The organism is Pseudoclavibacter helvolus (genome assembly GCF_049707175.1).
In the GTDB taxonomy this organism is placed as follows: Bacteria; Actinomycetota; Actinomycetes; order Actinomycetales; family Microbacteriaceae; genus Pseudoclavibacter; species Pseudoclavibacter helvolus_A.
The window spans coordinates 35,913-52,808 of record NZ_JBNAFM010000012.1; the positions used below are offsets into that span (position 1 = coordinate 35,913).

The 16,896-nt window shown below is 68.5% G+C and carries 19 protein-coding genes; 10 read left to right on the forward strand and 9 right to left on the reverse strand.

Annotation, left to right across the window (positions count from 1 at the left end; genetic code table 11):
* Window positions 1–2: 2 nt before the first annotated feature.
* Window positions 3–719, reverse strand: coding sequence for a DUF1345 domain-containing protein (locus ACPYN9_RS10960; RefSeq protein ID WP_424466510.1), 717 nt, complete (start codon window positions 717–719; stop codon window positions 3–5).
* A 204-nt stretch (window positions 720–923) separates the two neighbouring features.
* Between ACPYN9_RS10960 and ACPYN9_RS10965 the strand changes: the two genes are divergently transcribed.
* A complete protein-coding gene (locus ACPYN9_RS10965) occupies window positions 924–1,736 on the forward strand; it encodes a tyrosine-protein phosphatase (RefSeq protein WP_424466512.1) in 813 nt (270 codons plus the stop codon).
* Here the strand turns inward: ACPYN9_RS10965 and ACPYN9_RS10970 are convergent.
* Window positions 1,677–2,663: an EamA family transporter gene (locus ACPYN9_RS10970; RefSeq protein ID WP_424466514.1), complete on the reverse strand. Its 987-nt coding sequence runs from the start codon at window positions 2,661–2,663 to the stop codon at window positions 1,677–1,679. The genes ACPYN9_RS10965 and ACPYN9_RS10970 overlap by 60 nt on opposite strands.
* Before the next feature lie 121 nt (window positions 2,664–2,784).
* Between ACPYN9_RS10970 and ACPYN9_RS10975 the strand changes: the two genes are divergently transcribed.
* A complete protein-coding gene (locus tag ACPYN9_RS10975; RefSeq protein WP_424466515.1) occupies window positions 2,785–3,678 on the forward strand; it encodes a LysR substrate-binding domain-containing protein in 894 nt (297 codons plus the stop codon).
* A gap of 184 nt (window positions 3,679–3,862) precedes the next feature.
* Entirely contained in the window at window positions 3,863–4,534 is a 672-nt protein-coding gene (locus ACPYN9_RS10980; protein WP_424466516.1) for a DUF998 domain-containing protein, read from the forward strand.
* Here ACPYN9_RS10980 and ACPYN9_RS10985 read toward each other — a convergent pair.
* Genes ACPYN9_RS10985 through ACPYN9_RS10995 form a run of 3 tightly spaced genes read right to left on the reverse strand, consistent with a single transcriptional unit; the run spans window position 4,497 to window position 6,976 of the window.
* Window positions 4,497–5,132: an endonuclease III domain-containing protein gene (locus ACPYN9_RS10985; RefSeq protein WP_424466518.1), complete on the reverse strand. Its 636-nt coding sequence runs from the start codon at window positions 5,130–5,132 to the stop codon at window positions 4,497–4,499. The genes ACPYN9_RS10980 and ACPYN9_RS10985 overlap by 38 nt on opposite strands.
* 6 nt (window positions 5,133–5,138) lie before the next feature.
* Window positions 5,139–5,741 (reverse strand): response regulator, encoded by a 603-nt coding sequence (locus tag ACPYN9_RS10990; protein ID WP_424466519.1) that lies wholly within the window; start codon window positions 5,739–5,741, stop codon window positions 5,139–5,141.
* Window positions 5,738–6,976: a sensor histidine kinase gene (locus ACPYN9_RS10995; protein ID WP_424466521.1), complete on the reverse strand. Its 1,239-nt coding sequence runs from the start codon at window positions 6,974–6,976 to the stop codon at window positions 5,738–5,740. Before ACPYN9_RS10995 ends, ACPYN9_RS10990 begins: the two co-directional genes overlap by 4 nt.
* 191 nt (window positions 6,977–7,167) lie before the next feature.
* Here ACPYN9_RS10995 and ACPYN9_RS11000 point away from each other — a divergent pair, with 191 nt between their 5' ends.
* Complete coding sequence (locus tag ACPYN9_RS11000) at window positions 7,168–7,662, forward strand: small multidrug efflux protein (protein ID WP_424466523.1); 495 nt, start codon at window positions 7,168–7,170, stop codon at window positions 7,660–7,662.
* Window positions 7,663–7,693: 31 nt separating this feature from the next.
* Here the strand turns inward: ACPYN9_RS11000 and ACPYN9_RS11005 are convergent, their stop codons facing one another.
* Window positions 7,694–8,455: a formylglycine-generating enzyme family protein gene (locus tag ACPYN9_RS11005; RefSeq protein WP_424466524.1), complete on the reverse strand. Its 762-nt coding sequence runs from the start codon at window positions 8,453–8,455 to the stop codon at window positions 7,694–7,696.
* A 64-nt stretch (window positions 8,456–8,519) separates the two neighbouring features.
* Here ACPYN9_RS11005 and ACPYN9_RS11010 point away from each other — a divergent pair, with 64 nt between their 5' ends.
* Window positions 8,520–9,395 carry an alpha/beta fold hydrolase gene (locus tag ACPYN9_RS11010; protein ID WP_424466526.1) on the forward strand — a complete coding sequence of 292 codons (876 nt, stop codon included), beginning with the start codon at window positions 8,520–8,522 and terminating at the stop codon, window positions 9,393–9,395.
* A 4-nt stretch (window positions 9,396–9,399) separates the two neighbouring features.
* Here the strand turns inward: ACPYN9_RS11010 and ACPYN9_RS11015 are convergent, their stop codons facing one another.
* Window positions 9,400–10,320 carry a LysR family transcriptional regulator gene (locus ACPYN9_RS11015; RefSeq protein WP_424466528.1) on the reverse strand — a complete coding sequence of 307 codons (921 nt, stop codon included), beginning with the start codon at window positions 10,318–10,320 and terminating at the stop codon, window positions 9,400–9,402.
* A 236-nt stretch (window positions 10,321–10,556) separates the two neighbouring features.
* Here ACPYN9_RS11015 and ACPYN9_RS11020 point away from each other — a divergent pair, with 236 nt between their 5' ends.
* The 5 genes from ACPYN9_RS11020 to ACPYN9_RS11040 all read left to right on the forward strand — a co-directional run bounded on the left by ACPYN9_RS11020 (window position 10,557) and on the right by ACPYN9_RS11040 (window position 14,927).
* Window positions 10,557–11,669 (forward strand): PrpF domain-containing protein, encoded by a 1,113-nt coding sequence (locus ACPYN9_RS11020; protein WP_424466530.1) that lies wholly within the window; start codon window positions 10,557–10,559, stop codon window positions 11,667–11,669.
* A gap of 66 nt (window positions 11,670–11,735) precedes the next feature.
* Window positions 11,736–13,094, forward strand: a complete 1,359-nt coding sequence (locus tag ACPYN9_RS11025) for an SLC13 family permease (RefSeq protein ID WP_424466532.1) — start codon at window positions 11,736–11,738, stop codon at window positions 13,092–13,094.
* Between the two features lie 301 nt (window positions 13,095–13,395).
* Complete coding sequence (locus ACPYN9_RS11030) at window positions 13,396–13,689, forward strand: sigma factor (protein WP_424466655.1); 294 nt, start codon at window positions 13,396–13,398, stop codon at window positions 13,687–13,689.
* 175 nt (window positions 13,690–13,864) lie between these two features.
* Complete coding sequence (locus ACPYN9_RS11035; protein ID WP_424466533.1) at window positions 13,865–14,518, forward strand: hypothetical protein; 654 nt, start codon at window positions 13,865–13,867, stop codon at window positions 14,516–14,518.
* 7 nt (window positions 14,519–14,525) lie between these two features.
* Complete coding sequence (locus ACPYN9_RS11040) at window positions 14,526–14,927, forward strand: hypothetical protein (RefSeq protein WP_424466535.1); 402 nt, start codon at window positions 14,526–14,528, stop codon at window positions 14,925–14,927.
* A 19-nt stretch (window positions 14,928–14,946) separates the two neighbouring features.
* Here the strand turns inward: ACPYN9_RS11040 and purB are convergent, their stop codons facing one another.
* Complete coding sequence (gene purB, locus ACPYN9_RS11045) at window positions 14,947–16,329, reverse strand: adenylosuccinate lyase (RefSeq protein WP_424466537.1); 1,383 nt, start codon at window positions 16,327–16,329, stop codon at window positions 14,947–14,949.
* Window positions 16,326–16,880: a low molecular weight protein-tyrosine-phosphatase gene (locus ACPYN9_RS11050; protein ID WP_424466539.1), complete on the reverse strand. Its 555-nt coding sequence runs from the start codon at window positions 16,878–16,880 to the stop codon at window positions 16,326–16,328. The genes purB and ACPYN9_RS11050 overlap by 4 nt, the downstream gene beginning before the upstream one ends.
* Window positions 16,881–16,896 lie beyond the last annotated feature (16 nt).

Consider the following 16,896-nt stretch of genomic DNA (forward strand, 5'->3'; position numbering starts at 1 on the left):
GGCTACCCGCTGACGAACAGCACCGTGATGAGCATCGCGATAATGACGGTGTTGAACGCGAACGACACGAGCGTGTGGCCGGTCACGAGGCGGCGGCTCCCGGGCAGGGTGAGCGAGACGTCCGAGGTCGAGAAGGTCGTCTGCACCTGCACGGCGAGGTACACGTAGTCCGAGAAGATGCGGCCGTGGTCGTCGCCCGGGTAGTCGAACCCGCCCGCCGCCGCATCGAACCTGGCGTAGTGCACGGCGTACGCGACCATCGTCACTGACCAGGAAGCGGCCACCACGAGCACGCTGAAGAGCACCGTCGTGGTTTCCGAGAGCAGGCCGGGCCACAGTGTGAACGTCAGCACGGCGCCGATCGCGATGATCGACCACTGCACGGCGATCGTCGGGCCCGTGCCAGAGATGACGGCCCCGATGCGACCGAAGCGACCCGCCGGGTTCGTCGCGAGCAGCACCTCCCGCAGACGCTCCGCATCCAGCCCCCGGAACACCCGCAGCGTGTGCACGAGGTACGCGAGCGAAGAAGCGGCAGAGAACGCGAAGGCGCTCAGCGCCACGAGGTCGCCCACCGGGTGCCAGCCGCGCACGAGCACGACGACAAGCACCGTGATCCACGCCGAGTTGAACCCGGCGATGCAGGCGATACCGAGGCGCACGATGTCGAAGCCCGCGCGGGGGATTCGCGGGCCGACAGCATCGGGGGACGACGACATGAGCCAACGATGCCACGTGCCCCCGCGACGCGCGAGTGCTTCTTGGCGCATGCATCCGCACGCTCCAGGCTCGTCGCCACCTGGCTCTGATCGGCCTCCCTCCGGGGTGCATCCATACGGGATATGCAGGTTCCCGGCGCAACGAAGGTGGTTCTCTCGTGTGGATGCGCGGGGCAGCGCCCTGCTCCGGCCTAGGCTGATCGCATGACGACGGCGACATCACTCGAGGGCACCTTCAACTTTCGTGACACCGGCGGCCTGCCGCTGGCATCCGGCGGCACGACCAACTCCGGCATCTTCTACAGGTCCGACGCGCTGGGTTCGCTCACCCCGAAGGGACTCGAGGAGCTCGCGGCCAGCGACATCGGCACCATCGTCGACTTCCGCACGCCGTCCGAACGTCAGATGGCGCCAGACCGGTTGCCCGTCAGTCGTCCCTTCAACGTCGTCGAGCTGCCGCTGCTCGAAGGCGCAGTGACCGGGCTGGTCCAGCAAGGGCTGCAGTCGACGGCGCAGGGCGGCGACCCTGAGGCCCGCGCGAAGGCCGTCGACGCTGTACTCGCGCAGATTCCGTCGCTCGGAGCTCTCTACGTCGACATGCTCCAGCACGGCGCCACGTCGTTCGCGCAGCTGGCGCGTCTCGTCGCGAACGCGACGGAAAACCCGCCGACGGCCGTGCTCGTCCATTGCACGGCGGGCAAAGATCGCACGGGCATCGGCTCGGCCCTGGTGCTCGACGCGGTGGGCGTCGAGCGCTCGGCGATCGTCGCCGACTACGCCTCGTCTGGCACAAATCTTTCCGGCGAGTGGGCTGAGCGCATGTACGGCATGGTCGCGCAGTACGGGCTTCCGCTCACTAATCAGATCAAGGACCTGGTGGCCGCCACGCCGCCTTCGGCGATCGAGCACGCGCTCGAGTGGGTGGATGCGCAGGGAGGCTCGGCAGCCTACCTCCAGTCAGGCGGGCTCACCGGTGCGGAGCTCGCTGCGCTGAAGGGGCGTCTCGCCGGCGCCTGAGGCCGCGGCCGGGGTCGCCGACGACGCGGCACCGGGGGCCTCTGGGGTGGCCGTCGCGGGCGCGGTTGCGCGCCCGGCTGATCGCTCGACACCGATGCCGGCGACGATGACCAGCACGAGCCCGACCGCGGGCAAGACGCCGGGCACCTGGTGCAGCAGGAGGAGCCCGATGACGAGTGCGACGGCGGGTTCGAGGCTCGTGAGCGTGCCGTAGGCAGCTGCCGTGATGCGGCGAAGCGCCTGGATCTCGAGCATGAACGGCACCGTCGGCAGCAGCACGGCGAGGCCCAGGCCGGCAAGTGCCGCCTCCCAGGTGAGGAGCGGAACGGTGGTCGGTGCCGCGATGATGCTCGCGATGACCGCGGCGACCGGGATCGACACGGCAAGGCCCCGCACGCCGCTGAGTTCGTCGCCCACGCGCTGCGTGCACAAGATGTACACGGCCCAGCACACCGCCGCCGCGAGTGCGAAGAGAACGCCGAGCGGATCGATGCTCCCCGTCCAGGGCTCGGTGAGGAAGACGACGCCAACCGCGGCGAGCAGCGGCCAGAGCAGTGCGCGGCCTCGGCTGCGCAGCACGGCGACCGCGAGGGGGCCGAGGAACTCGAGGGCTGCCGCGGTGCCGAGCGGGATGCGGTCGATCGCGAGCGTGAAGAGCAGCGTCATGCCCGCGGTCGCGGCCCCGAGTACGACGCACGCGAGGAGGCTGCTGCGCGTGAACCAGGCGCGGCGCGGGCGCACGATGACCAGCACGAGGGCCGCCGCGAAGACGAGGCGGATCCACCCGGTGCCGAGCGGTCCGAGCTGCTCGAACAGCCCTGTGCTGAGCGCGAGGCCGAGCTGCACGAACAGCATCGCGCCGATCGTCATGAGCGTGCCGGACCGTGCGGAGCCCCGGGATGCGGGTGCGAGCGTGGACGTCGTCATGGACTCAGGATGACGCTCGCCTGCGTCCGTGTCCACGCGAGATTCGCGAACACATTGTTCGTTGATAACGGACAATCGGGAGTGGGTCGCGACCGCGACTATGAACGTCGGAGGAGCACACATGGAGACTCGGCGGCTTGAGTACCTCGTGGACCTGGAGCGATTCGGCTCGATGCGGGCCGTCGCCGATCACCACCTGACGACGACGTCCGTCGTCTCGCAGCAGCTTGCCCTCCTCCAGCAGGAGCTCGGCGCCAGGCTGCTCGAGCGTGTCGGACGCGGGGTGCGGCTGACCGCCGCCGGCTCGCGGCTCGCGGCTCGCGCATCCGGGATCCTCGCGAGCCTCGACGAGGCGAAGCGCGACTTCGACCCAAGCGCAGAACCGCAGGGCACGCTGCGTGTGGCGGGTTTCGCGACCGCCGCCCGCGCCTTGTTTCCGATCATGCGGGAACTCGCCGCCTCGCACCCCGGCGTGCGGCTCGTGCTCGAGGAACAGGAGCCCGACGAGGCGTTCGCGCTCGTCGACGCCGGGCGTATCGACCTCGCCCTGGTCTACGACTACACGCTCGCGCCGCTGCGCATCCCGGCCGGCTACGAGCAGGTACGCCTGTGGCAGGGGGAGTGGGGCATCGGGGTGCCGGATCGGGTCGCGGCGCAGCTGCCGGGCGGGGGCTCCGAGGCGCTGCCGAACGTCGAGCTGATGCTCGCGCTGCGGGAGCAGGAGTGGATCGGGAACTCGAGGAACGACGCCGACGAGATCGCCATCGGGGTGCTCGCGTCGCTCGCCGACTACGAACCGAACGTCACCCACCAATCTGACGACCTTGGCCTCGTCGAGGACCTCATCGCCGCGGACTTCGGGGTCGGCATGCTGCCCCTGACCCGCGAGCAACGAGACAACGTGCGCATCGTGCGGATGCAGGACCCGCCCATGTTGCGCGCATCCGCCGCCTACCTGCGGGGCACGGCCGAGTGGCCGCTGCTGCGCCACGTCCTCGAGCGGCTCACGGCCTGACGCTGGTCGGCTCAGCTCGACTGCCGGCCCGCCCCTCGAGTTTCGGGATGGGTTCCTCATCTCAGGATGGCTTGCAACCCATCCGCAGATGAGGAACCCATCCCGAGACCGTCGGACGTCGGGCGTCGGACGTCGGACGTCGGGCGTCGGGTGCATCGCCAGGTGAGTGGGCTAGACAGCAAGCATGGCGATTCAAGGGCCTCACTTGCACCCAATGATCCTCATCGGTGCCATCGCCTGGATGGTGCAGCCCGGCTACGTGCTCATCGAGCTCATCGTGGCCGCGGCGTCGACGGTCCCGTACAGCTTTGGCGACCAGACAATCAGCGACCTCGGTGCCGTGACCTGCACGGAGATCGTGTACCCGGCCGGACCAGTATCGGTGTGCTCGCCGCTGCATCCGTTGCTCAACGGCAGCTTCGTCGTCTTCGGACTCCTCATCGCCGTCGGGGCCCTCTTCTTGCACAGAGCTCTGCCCCGCGGTCGCGCCATTCTGGCGGCGACGGTCATCTGGGTTGCAGTAGGTGTCAGCACCGTGGCGACGGGACTCGTACCGCTCGATGTCGACCTCGGTCTGCATTCGCTCGTGGCGCTGCCCTCGCTCGTGGGAGCGCCGATCGCGTTGGCATTCCTCGCGGTCGGGCTTTGGGCATCGAACCGGGCGCTGGCGGTGGGTTTGGCGAGTGCCGCCGCGGTTTCGCTCTTGGGCGCCGTCGTATTTCTCGCGACCGCGGCCAGTCGGGAGTGGGGTGGCGTGTGGGAGCGCCTCGGATTCTGGCCCACCTACTTGTGGCTGCCGGTCGTCGCGGGAGTGCTGCTTAGGTCACCTGCTCGTAGCGGTGGGTTCCGCGACTGACACGATTCCCGAACTCGTCGATGAGCGCGTGCAGCTCTTGGTGCTCGAGCAGGGTGAATCCTGCTCGAGCGCAGTCGGCGGTCCCGAGAGCGCGAAACTTCGTGTAGCCGTTCGGTGCTGGACTGCCGAGCGCCTCGTACAGACGCCGAGCGTAGGAGTCGGCGACGAAAACCGCGCGGTCGAAGGCGTAGAGCATGAGCACGTCCGCCGTCTCCGGGCCGATGCCGCGCAGGGCGAGGAGGGATGCGCGCAGCGCGGTGTCGTCGAGCTCGCTGTGGGACGACTCCTCCGGCCCGTGATCCAAGATCCAGCGTGCGAGGCGCTGCAATGCGGGACCCTTCGCCGTCATGAACCCGCTGGGAGTGATCAGCTGTGCGAGCAGGTGCGGGTCTGCGTCTGCGAGCTGTCGTGCGGTGAGCAGCCCGCGCCCGCGGAGCTGATCGATGCTGCGTGCGACGTTGCGCCAGCTCGTGTTCTGCACGAGTATCGCGCCGACCATCATCTCGACGCGCGTCTCTGCGGGCCACCAGCTCTGCGGGCCGATGCTCGCGAGCATCCGGTCGTACGCCTGCCTGAGGTCCACCTGCCGGTCGGCCATCTTGTGTCAGATCCAGCCGCGCTCGCGGGCGACGACGGTCGCCTGCTGCCGCGTCGCAACGGAGAGCTTGCCCAGCACCGACGACACGTGATTCCGCACGGTGCCGGGGGAGAGGTGCAGGGTGCGGGCGATCTGCGCAATCGTCTCGCCGCGCTGACCGGCGCGGAGCACGTCGAGCTCGCGGTCGGTGAGGGGGCTTCGCTCGTCGGCGAGCGCATCCGCCGCGATCTCCGGGTCGACGTACCGGCGGCCCGCCGCGACTCGACGGATGATGTCGGCGACCTCCTCCGCGCGGCGCGACTTGGGGATGAACCCCTCGACGCCCGCCGACAGTGCCCGGCGCAGCACACCCGGCCGAGCATGCCTCGTGACGACGATGCACCGGACGTCGGGGAGGCCCTGGAGGCGCTCGGCGACTTCCACCCCGTCGAGGCCGGGCATCTCGAGGTCGAGCAGGCAAATGTCGGGGTTCAGCCTGAGGGCTTCCTCGACCGCGGCGGTGCCGGTGCTGCACTCGGCGATCACCTCGAGGTCGTCCTCGAGGCGCAGCAGCGAGGCGAGCGCGGTGCGGATCATGTCCTCGTCGTCGGCGAGCAGCACCCGGATCATGCACGCTCCTTCAGGTGGGTCACGACGTCGCCCACCGCGATGGGCAGGCGGACCCGCACGGTGAAGCTTGTGCCATCGTTCCACGCCTCGACGTCGCCGCCGTTCGCGCGCAACCGCTCTCCCATCCCAGTGAGGCCGCTGCCCCAGGCGATCTCGGCACCCGACTCGGCGCCGGCGCGGCTGTCGGCGGCGTCGTTGACCATCCGGTACACCCACGAGCCGCCCTCCTGCGTGAGTTCGATCTGCGCGCGCGACCCGTCGCCGTGCTTGAGCACGTTGGTGACGCTCTCGCGCACGATCGGGCCGAGCACCTCGGCGGGGGCGGATGCGGCACCCGCTCCCACGTGCATCCGCACGTCGTGGCCGGCGGCGCGCAGCAGGTCGGCCGCGTTCTCGAGCTCGTCTGGGAGGGGGACTCCGCGGAAGCTCGTGGCGAGCGCGCGGGTGCCCGCGCGCGCCTCGTCGACGGCGCCGAGGGCTGACCGGATCTGCGCCGCGGCGGCCTCAGGGTCTTTCTCAAGGAGACGTTCGGCGAGCTCGAGCTGCAGGGCGATGACCTGCAGGTGATGGCCCTGCAGGTCGTGCACGTCGTTGGCGAGGCGGAGGCGCTCGCGGGTCGCAGCGAGCTGGCTCTCGGCGGCGCGCGCCCGGTCGAGCTCGAGCACGATCTCCCACCACCACAGCGAGAAGGCCGTCATCGCGGGGGTCATCAGCACGAAGAACGCGGGCGCAGCGAAGGCATCCGCGGGGACCCCACGATCCCCGAACGTCCTCGCCTCGAGGAACATGACGATCGCCACAACGACCGTCGCGCCGACAACCACGCGCCACCTGACCCCGGGGGTCCACGGGCGCACGGAGACCACGAACCCGAGCACGGCGACCGCGGCGAGGAACGACGAGGTGCCGATGCCCAGGCAGACCGCGCTGAGTGCCGCCACCCCGAGTCCCAGTAGGTGCAGGCGCGACGGACGATGCGTCTCGCCATCTCGGGCCGCGTGCACACTCGGCCGGTAGTCGAGGAGCAGCAGCAGGCCCGCGACGAGCCACGCGACCCCGCCCGCTGCCGTGAGCGGGAGGCGCCACGGCGTCTCCAGGTCAGGGGAGACCCACGCCCACAGCACCCAGAACAGCACCGCGAAGCCGACGAACACGAGCACGCCGACCGCCGTGTACCACCAGGTCGCGGTGACCCCGCGAGCCAGCGCGATCTGGCCGATGCGTGGAGTGCTCATCCTCCAACGGTAGGGCAGGGGCGGCCCCACGACCCGTGACATATGTCACGAACTGGCACGCGCATCCTCACGACTCCTGGTGACGCCGCGGCACTGCCGTGAGGCGTGCATCCCAGATGGAATGGAGTCATCACGGCAGCACCCCCGAATCGCTGTCCGACCCGCTTGACCCAACGCCCGAAAGGCACACCATGAACCCCATCGCAGAGCTCATCCTCGGCTTCCAGAACCTCATGGCGCAGCTGCCCGAGTGGCTGCAGCCGCTCATCGTCGCCCTCGCAGGTGCCGTGCCCTTCATCGAGGGCGAGGGCGCCGCGTCCATCGGCATCATCGGTGGCATCAACCCCGTCATCGCGGCGGTCGCCGGCGCGCTCGGCAACTTCATCGCCGTCGCAGCCGTCGTGTACCTCGGCGCCGGTATCCGGGCGCGCTTCGCGAAGTCGCCGGCGGATGCGAAGCCAAAGACCGCGAACCGCGAGAAGTTCCAGCGCGCGTTCAATCGCTACGGCGTCGCCGGCGTGAGCCTGCTCGGCCCGCTGCTGCTCCCCACCCACTTCACGGCTGCCGCGCTCGCGGGAAGCGGCATCTCGAAGGGTCGCGTGCTCGTCTGGCAGGCGGTCGCGATCGTGCTGTGGACGACCCTGCTCACCCTCTTCATCACGGGCGTCATCGCGTTCGCCGTCTGAGCCGACGAGCTCACCCACCTGCCACGACCGGTCAGCGCAGCGGGGTCCACCCGAACGGGGTGGGCCCCGTTGTCGTCGCGCGCTCCCGGTCGGCGCGCGCGGACCAGCCCTGGGCCGCATCCTCCGCGTCAAACCCGCCGCGGGCGACGCGGAACCCGACATCCTCGTGATGCATGCGGGGTGCGCCGCCGCGACGAACAGATGCGCGTACGCTCCACGTGTCGTCGGCGTAGCCACCGCCTCGGAACACCCGGTAGTCGTCGTAGCGTGCGGGGTCGAGCAGGTCCCAGCACCATTCCCACGTGTTTCCGAGGGTGTCGAACAGGCCGTTGAGGTTCGGGTGCTTGCCGCCGACGGGCTGCGGGCTGGTGACGCCGTCGAGGCTGGTCCAGGCGACATCGGCGAGCGGACCGTACTGGGCGGCCGTCGAGCCGGCGCGGCACGCGAGCTCCCATTCGGCTTCCGTGGGGAGCCGGATGCCGTCGGAGTCGACGTGCCAGGTGACCTGATCGCCGTCGTACGAGTACGCGGGGTCGAGCCCTTCCCATTCGGAGGCGGCGTTGCAGAAGCGGATGGCGCGCAGCCAGCTGACGTCGGTCGCGGGCCGGTCCGGGTGACTGTTCCCGTCGGCACGCGCCTCGCCGAGCAGCTCACCCAGCTGAGACTCAGTGACGGCGTACACGCCGAGTTCGAACGGCTCGAGGTCCACGCGCCTGCGCAGCTTGCGGCGCGCGTCGTGCAGCTCGACGGTGCCGGCTTCGATGGCCGCGAATTCGATGTCCACGGGGTTCATCCTCGCACCGGTGGCCGATGTTGGCCCCTGGCGTGTGGCCTGGGCAGCGTGAGAGCATGCCCCGGTGATCGACTCCCAGGCCTTCGTGACCACGCCCGATGGCAGGCGGCTGCGTACGTTCGCGGGCGGGCCCGTCGGCACTGGTGCGCTTGTCGTGCTCGAGGCAGGCCTCGGCGCGAGCGGTCTGTACTGGGGGCGCGTGCATCGGATGCTGGCGGAGCGCGTCCGGGTTGTCGCGTACGACCGCGCCGGGTACGGCGAGAGCGCACCGGATGCGGAGCCGCGCACGCTGGACAGGCTTGCCGATGACCTGGCCGCGGTGGTGGACGCGCAGAGCTTCTCGCGCCTCGTTCTCGTGGGGCACAGTTGGGGCGGGCCGATCATTCGCCGCCTCGCGGCTCGCAGGGTCGCCGCCGGCGAGGTGGTGGACGGGCTGGTGCTCGTCGACCAGAGCGACGAGCACGCGGCGCTCTACTTCCGCCCGTCCACGCGGCGTGTGTTCGCCGCATCGGCGGCCGTGCTTGAGCCTGCCGCCAGGTTCGGCGTGTTGCGTCGGCAGCTGCGGGGTCTCGTCGAAGGCATGGATGCGCGAGAGGCGAAGCGAGTGCTGGATGCGTCGACGACGCCTACCGCGGCTCGCGCGGCGGCCGCAGAACAGCGTCTCGTTGCGAGCGAGCTCGCAGGGCTCCGCTCCCGCCCGCCGCTGCTGGGCTTGACCCCGATTCGGGTCATCTCCGGCATGCTCGAGACACGCACCGATCGCACGCGGCTGCCGCTCATCGAGGCGCACCGCGCGACGGCCGCGAGGCATCCCGGGGCCGTGCACGTTCCGGCGAAGCAGTCCGGTCATCTCGTGCCGACCACCGAGCCGGAGCTCGTTGCAATGGAAGCGCTGAGCTTGCTCGATTTGGCCGGCGGGCCCGTTTTCGAGGCGGGGTGAGCACTCAGGAGGGGCGGTCGGCGAGGAGGTGCTCGCGCGCGACGTCCACGAGGATCTGATGCATCGCGTGCTCGCCTGGTGGGCGAACGCGATCGCTGCGGTGGGCGATCACGATGCGTCGTGACGGTGCCTCCTGCCCGAGGCTGACGATTCGGACGCCCGGCCGCGCGGACACAACGGCCGTTCTGGGGGCGAGCGCCACCCCGAGGGCAACGCTGACCATCGCCAGCGCCTCCTGGTAGTCGTTTGCTTCGAACGCGATCTTGGGTGAGAATCCGGCGCTCCGGCAGCTCCGCTCGAGCACCTCAGCTACCGGGTGACCGCTCTTGCGAACGATCCAGTCTTCGTGTCGCAGCATCGACATGTTCACGTGGCGCGTTCGGCCGAGCCGGTGGTCGTCGGAGACGACGAGCACGGTCGGGTCTTCGAGCAGTGGAGTCAGCGACAGGTCGGGTTCGTCGATGCGGTTCCACTCGTAGTCCCACAGCAGCGAGATGCCGATGCTGTTCTCCTGCAGTGATGCCACGAGCTCGTCGAACCGTGCGCTGTGCACCTCGAGCTGCACGTTGGGGTATTCGCGCCGGAAACGACTGATGGCCATGGGCATGAGGGTGGTGCCGACGGTCGGGAAGGTTCCGACTGACACGCGTCCGCGCTGGAGCCCCGCGAGCTCCTCCAACTCGGACTCCGCCGCGCGCATCCGCCGCAGCACGTATCTGGCGTGGCCCGCGAGCAGTGCCCCAGCCTCCGTCGCAATTACGCCGCGGGGTTGACGACGAACCAGCGGTTGCCCCACTTCCTGCTCGAGGCGCTGCAGTTGCTGCGAGAGGGCCGACACGGTGTAGCCGAGCGTCTTCGCCGCCGCGGTCACCGAGCCGCAATCGAGGATCATCACCAACATGGAGAGCCGACGGATGTCGTACATGAGCACCTCTTCCCTGAGGTGAGTGTACCGCCGGGGCACATTCCGCTGAACTCGCTGTAGCGATCGTTGAGGCACATCGAGGTCCATGAGACTCGTAAACGGAGATACCTCGAAATAAGTGCTGATCAAGCGCAGATACTGACATTTAAGCATTACTAAACCGCACTCCATTCTTTGTCGCTTTTCCTGTACTCGCATCCGGTCGAGCATTGGAGCTGACACAGAAGGAGGCTCCAATGGTGGAGATACCAGCAACGCTGATGCGGGGCGGAACCAGCAAATGCTGGGTGTTCTCGCGTGCAGACCTGGAGCAGGTCGGTGCCCCGATCGACGACGTACTCCTGCGCCTCTACGGGAGCCCGGACGAGCGTCAGATCGACGGCATTGGTGGCGGAACCTCGACGACGAGTAAGGCGGTCATCCTCTCGCCAAGCAGTCGCGCGGACGCGGACGTCGACTACTCGTTCGCGCAGGTTGGCCTGGCCGACGGGCGAGTCGACTGGTCGAGCAATTGCGGCAACTGCTCGGCCGCTATCGCGCCCTATGCCCTGCACGCGGGCTGGGTCGTGCCTCGCGGCGACCGCACGGCAGTGCGCATCTACAACACGAACACCGGTCAGACCATCGTCGCCGAGGTGCCAACCCCAGGGGGCTCCTTCAGTGAGGTGGGGGATGCGCGCATCGTGGGTGTCCCGCACGCAGGGCTCGAGGTGGTCCTGTGGTTCGTCGACCCGGCCGGACGCACGACCGGCAGCCTGCTGCCGTCAGGCACCCCGGCCGAAGAGATCGACGGCGTGCCGGTCACACTCATCGATGCGGGTGCGCCCGTTGTCGTGGTCGAGGCGTCTGGCCTCTCGCTGACCGGCCAGGAGACTCCGGCAGAAATTGACGCGCGACCCGATCTGCTCGCGCGCATCGATGCCATCCGCCGCGAGGGGGCTGTCCGGATGGGCCTGGCTGCGACCCCAGCCCAGGCCAGCAAGGCGGTACCGAAGTTCGCCATCGTCTCGCCGCCGAGCGCCGACGACCACAGCTTCGGCGTCACCATGATGTCGATGGGGAAGGCGCATCCAGCGCTCGCGATCACCGGGAGTGTCGCGCTCTCGCTCGCGGCCGCAGCGCCGGGCACCGTCGTGCATCGCGTCGCGAGCCCGAGCGTCGCCGAGTCGGTCTCGATGCGCACCCCGTCCGGCGTCATCAGCACCCGTCTCGGGCAGCACGGCGGGTCGCCCGCCGTCGGTATCGGTCGGTCCGCGCGCCGGCTCGCCGACGCCTCGCTTGCCCTCCCCATCGAGCAGCTGCCGAGCCACACGGCCGAGCTGTTCGAAGAACCCCTCCTCGTTTCATAATCAGAAGAGCCGCATCTCACTCCCGAGCGGGTGGGTGCGGCTTGCAACCCCCGTTGGGAGACAACGATGTCACCAGAACTCATCTCTATCCTGGCGCTGTTCGCGATGGTCGTCATCGCGACGCTACGCCCCGTCAACATCGGCATACTCGGCTTCATCGGGACGTTCCTCGTGGGTACGTTCGTCCTCGGCCTCAGCGAGAAGGACCTGCTCGCGGGCTTCCCCGCTGACCTCTTCCTCACGATCGTTGGAGTCACCTACCTGTTCGCGGTCGCGAAGCTGAACGGAACCGTCGACCTCATCGTCGACAACGGCGTGCGCATGGTCCGCGGCCGGACCGCGTTGGTGCCCTGGGTGCTCTTCGGAGTGGCGACCCTGCTGACGGCGATGGGAACATTCCCGCCGGCGGCGGTTGCGCTCGTCGCCCCTGTGGCGCTCAGCTTCGCCGCGAAGCACAACATGGATCCCCTGCCGGTGGGCATGACGGTCGTCTACGGAGCCCTCGCTGGCTCGCTCTCGCCCATCTCGGTGCTCGGCCTCCTGGTGAGCGGCATGGTCGGGGACACCCCCGGCTTCTCACCGACCGTGCTGTTCGGCACCGCGTTCGTCTACTCCACGCTGATCGCCATCCTGACCCAGCTGTTCTTCTCCTACAAGAAGCGCCTCTCGGGATCTCGCGACGCCGCGAAGTTCGACGGCATTTCTTCGGGCGGCGGCGGCAGCGTGCAGGGCCCCCGCGTTCCGGCGACCGGCAACATCTCCGTCGACACCGCGACGCAGGGTTCGACGATGACGCTCACGCAGACGCTCCAGGTTCCGCGGCTCCGTGCGACCCCGGCGCAGATCCTCACGCTGGTCGCGATCGTCTCGCTCGCGCTCGGCGCCATGATCTTCCACCTCGACATCGGAATCCTCGCGCTCGGCGCGGGCACGCTCATCGCCTTCATCGAGAAGAAGCACCTCAGTGCAGCCGTCGAGGGGATCAGCTGGTCGACGATCCTGCTCGTTGCCGGAATGATCACCTACATCAGCATCGTGGAGGAGGCGGGAGCCATCGAGTGGGTCGCCGCCGGTATCGGGAGCCTCGGCTCGCCCCTCATCGGCGTGCTCGTACTCTGCTTCATGGCGGGTGTCGTCTCCGCGTTCGCGTCTTCGACGGCGGTGATCGCCATCGCGATCCCGATGCTGATGCCGCTCATCGAGGGCAGCCCGGTCGCTGCCGGGATGGCGATCTCCGCGGTCGCCATTGCCGCGAAAGTCGTGGATGTGTCGCCGTTCTCGACAAACGGAGCCCTCGTGCTCGCGAACGCCCAGAATGTCGACCCATCGGCCTTCTACCAGCGCATCCTCCGGTACTCGGCAGTCATCGTTCTCATCGGGCCGCCGCTCGCCTGGGTGACGCTCGTCGTGCCGTTTTCGCTCTGACTGACTGACGGCGGCAGTGTTGCCGCGATCGACGGCCCTGGGGATGCTGGTACCAGCATCCCCAGGGTTGTCTCTGTTGCGCGACCCACTGGGGGTGCTTCGGAACCTTGGTTGTCAGGAGATTCCGGGACAGCGAAATAGAAATCTATGTAGGTTAACTAACTAAATGATCGGGGCTCGCAGCGGACTGCTCCGACTCGGCACGCAGACGAGGGGAGGGCACCATGTTGATGACGAGTCGATGTGCATCGCTTCGTCTGCGGGAACGAGGGGTGGCGCGATGAGCATCCTGAGCCCGACAATGCCGATCGCAGACGGGGTGCCAGATCCCGGGGATGAGCGACTCGACGCCGACTTCGCGCTCGTGGGGCGTGGTGACCGGGCGGCGCTTTCCCGCCTCTACGATGCGCTGAGCCCCGCAATGTACGCGCTGGCTCTTCGGATGTTGGATCGAGCGGACCACGCCCAAGAAGCAACGAGTGAGGCCTGGCTGACGATCTGGCAGAGCGCGCCGCGCCTCCCGCATGGAAACGCGCGGAAGACGATCCTTGCTGCGACTCTGCGGGCGGCAATTCGCTTGTCGGCTGCGGGGTAGCTGGCGGTCAGCGGGGGTATCGCTCAGGAGGCGGAGGTCACGCCAGTGAGCCGCCGGCCACCGCGTCACCCGGGCCCGACGAGAGCAACGTTGCAACACGGTGACGGCTGCCTCGGCCCGGGAACCGCGCATGAGCCCACTGGGTAGACTGGCCGCAGATCGTGAGGAGCGAACGATGACGATGCAAGTGGGGCCGACAGCAGTCCCGGAACGCCTGTGGATGTCGATGATCGCCCGCGCCCTCCCCGCGCTGATCATCGCCGCCGTCATCACCTTCTCCCAAGATCACTCGGCGCCGTTCGGATTCGTGACCTTCGGAGCCTTCGCGCTCGCCTCCGGCGTACTCATCGGATTCGAAGCCGTCGGTTTCAAAGACCACCCCGCCCGTGCCCTCACGTTCGTGCGCGCCATCATTTCCGCGCTCGCCGGCGGCTTCGCGCTCTTCATGGGCACGGCAGAGACCGAGCACGCGACTGCGGCCGCCTTCATCGCGACCGTCGCCACCTGGGCGCTCGTCACCGGCGCCCTCGAACTGGTCAGCGCCCGGGTCGGACGCGCCACCAAATTCTTCTCGCGTGAAGTGCTCATCACCGGCGCCGTCACGGTCCTCCTCGGGCTCCTCGTCGCGATCGTTCCTCCCGACCTGCGCGTCGACTACGGCGGGCTCGAGCAGGTCGAGGGCGCACTCACCGCATCCGTGCAGACCGTCGGCTACGTCGGCGCTTACCTCGCAGTGCTCGGCGTGCTGCTGGTCATCGAAGGCATCACCCTTCGCGGCATCCTCGCGGATGCGCCGGCCGTCAAGCCAGAACTCACCAAGAAAGTCTGATTCCCCAGTGACTCAACCCAAGCGCCGCGCGCTCATGAAGCCCTTCGAGCTGCTCGGCATCTCCGCCGTGATGGCTGGCTTCGTGCTGCTCATCCTGCTGCTCACCACGCAGGACTTCGTGCTCGGTCTCATCTTCGCCGGCGTCGCGTTCATCGTCGCGATCCTCGTGCTCGCGATGCTCGTGCTCTCCTACTCCCCGAACCCCGACACCGAGATCTACCTCGACCGGTTCGAGAACGCCGAGACCGGCGTCGCGCGCAGCGACGAGGGAGAGCAGAGTCGGTCAGCCGATGCGGCACCGGCTGACGCGAGCGACGCAGCACCTCCCACCGCACCCGCGGCGCCCGGAGAGACGGAAGAGGCCCCGCTCGACGAACCATCGTCGGACGAGGCCCCCACCACGAAGTAGCCGGAACTCGGCGGCGCGCCTACTTCAGGTAGTCGACGAGGCGCGACGAGGCGCCCGTGTAGCTGCCGGGCCTGAGCGCGAGGAGCGAGTCCTTCGCCTCCTGCCCGATGTCGAGGCCGGTCACAAACTCGACGAGCTCCGCCTTGCCGATACGACGGCCACGCGTCAGGTCCTTCAGCACGGCATAGGGGTCGGCGATGGATGAACGCCCCGCGACGATCTCGGCCCGGATGACCGTCTGGATCGCCTCCCCGAGCACCTCCCAGTTGCTGTCGAGCTCGTTCGCGAGCAGCTCCTCGTCGACAGCGATCTCGCGCAGGCCGCGAGTCACGTTGTCCAACGCCAGCAGCGAGTGGCCGAACGCGACGCCGATGTTGCGCTGTGCGCTGGAGTCCGTCAGGTCACGCTGCAGGCGGGAGGTGACGAGCGTCGAGCCGAGCGAATCGAGGAGCGCGCTCGAGATCTCGAGGTTCGCCTCCGCGTTCTCGAAGCGAATGGGGTTGATCTTGTGCGGCATCGTCGACGAGCCGGTCGCGCCCGCCTGAGGGATCTGGCGGAACACGCCGCGCGAGATGTACGTCCACACGTCGGTGCAGAAGTTGTGCAGGATGCGGTTGAAGCGAGACACGTCGGCGTACAGCTCCGCCTGCCAGTCGTGCGACTCGATCTGCGTCGTCAGCGGGTTCCACGCGAGGCCCAGGCCCGTGACGAACTCGTCGGCGAGCTGCTCCCAGCTCGTGTCGACGCTCGCCGCCTGGTGCGCAGCGAAGTTGCCCGTCGCACCGGCGAACTTGCCCAGGTACTCCGTGGCCTCGACGCGCTTCAACTGGCGGCGCAGGCGGTGCGCGAACACGGCCAGCTCCTTGCCGAGCGTCGTGGGCGTCGCTGGCTGGCCGTGCGTGAGCGACAGCAGCGGCACATCCCGCAGCTCGACGGCGAGCTCCGCGATGCGGTCGGCGAGTCCGGCCGCGGCGGGCAGCCAGACGTCGCTCACCGCGTCGCGGATCGTGATCGCGTACGAGAGGTTGTTGATGTCCTCGCTGGTGCACGCGAAGTGCGTGAGCTCGGCGAGCTCCGGGAGGCCGAGCTCGTCGAGGCGTGCGCGCACGTAGTACTCGACTGCCTTGACGTCGTGGCGCGTGCGCGCCTCCGTTTCGGCGAGCTCGTCGATGTCCTTCTGCCCGAAGTCGGTCACGACGGCGCGCAGTGCAGCGGCCTTCTCAGCGTCAATCTTGTGCGACCCGAACATCTCGCGGTCGGTGAGGAAGAGCAGCCACTCCACCTCGACGTGCACGCGGGCACGGTTGAGCGCGGCCTCAGAGAGGTGCTCGCCGAGGCCTTCGACGCTCTTGCGGTAGCGCGAGTCGAGGGGGCTCAGCATCTGGGGAGGGAGGGGGCTCATTGTGCTCCTTGGGATGAGGACGATCCGGCGCGCGCCGTCAGCGCAGCCCGGACGACCGGCTCGATCTGTCGAAGAAGCTCCTGGCACGCGCTGGTGATCATGTCGCGCACGTGGTCGAAGAGCTGATCGTTGCCATAGTACGGGTCTGGGACTTCCGTGATCCCGCCGGGAGGCGCGGGGTGGAAGGTGAGGAGGGGCTGCACGAGCGAGCGCTGCTCGTCGTCGGCGGCCCACGCCTTGAGGATGCGGCGCTGGCCGCGGTCGAACGTGATGATGAGGTCGAAGGTGTCGAACCAGTCGACCTCGAACTGCTTCGCGCGGTGGTTCTCAGCGGTGAAACCGGCTCGCTCGAGCGCGGACTGCGTGCGAGGGTCCGCTTTCTCTCCCACATGCCATTCGCCGGTTCCAGCGGAGGTGATGCTGACGGCGCTGCCGAGACCAGACTTCTCGACCAGGTCGCGGAAGATGACCTCCGCCATCGGGGAACGGCAGATGTTTCCCGTGCAGACGAAGATGATGCGAAAGACCGCGTCCTTGCTGAGTTTCGCCATGACGCCCATTGTCGCC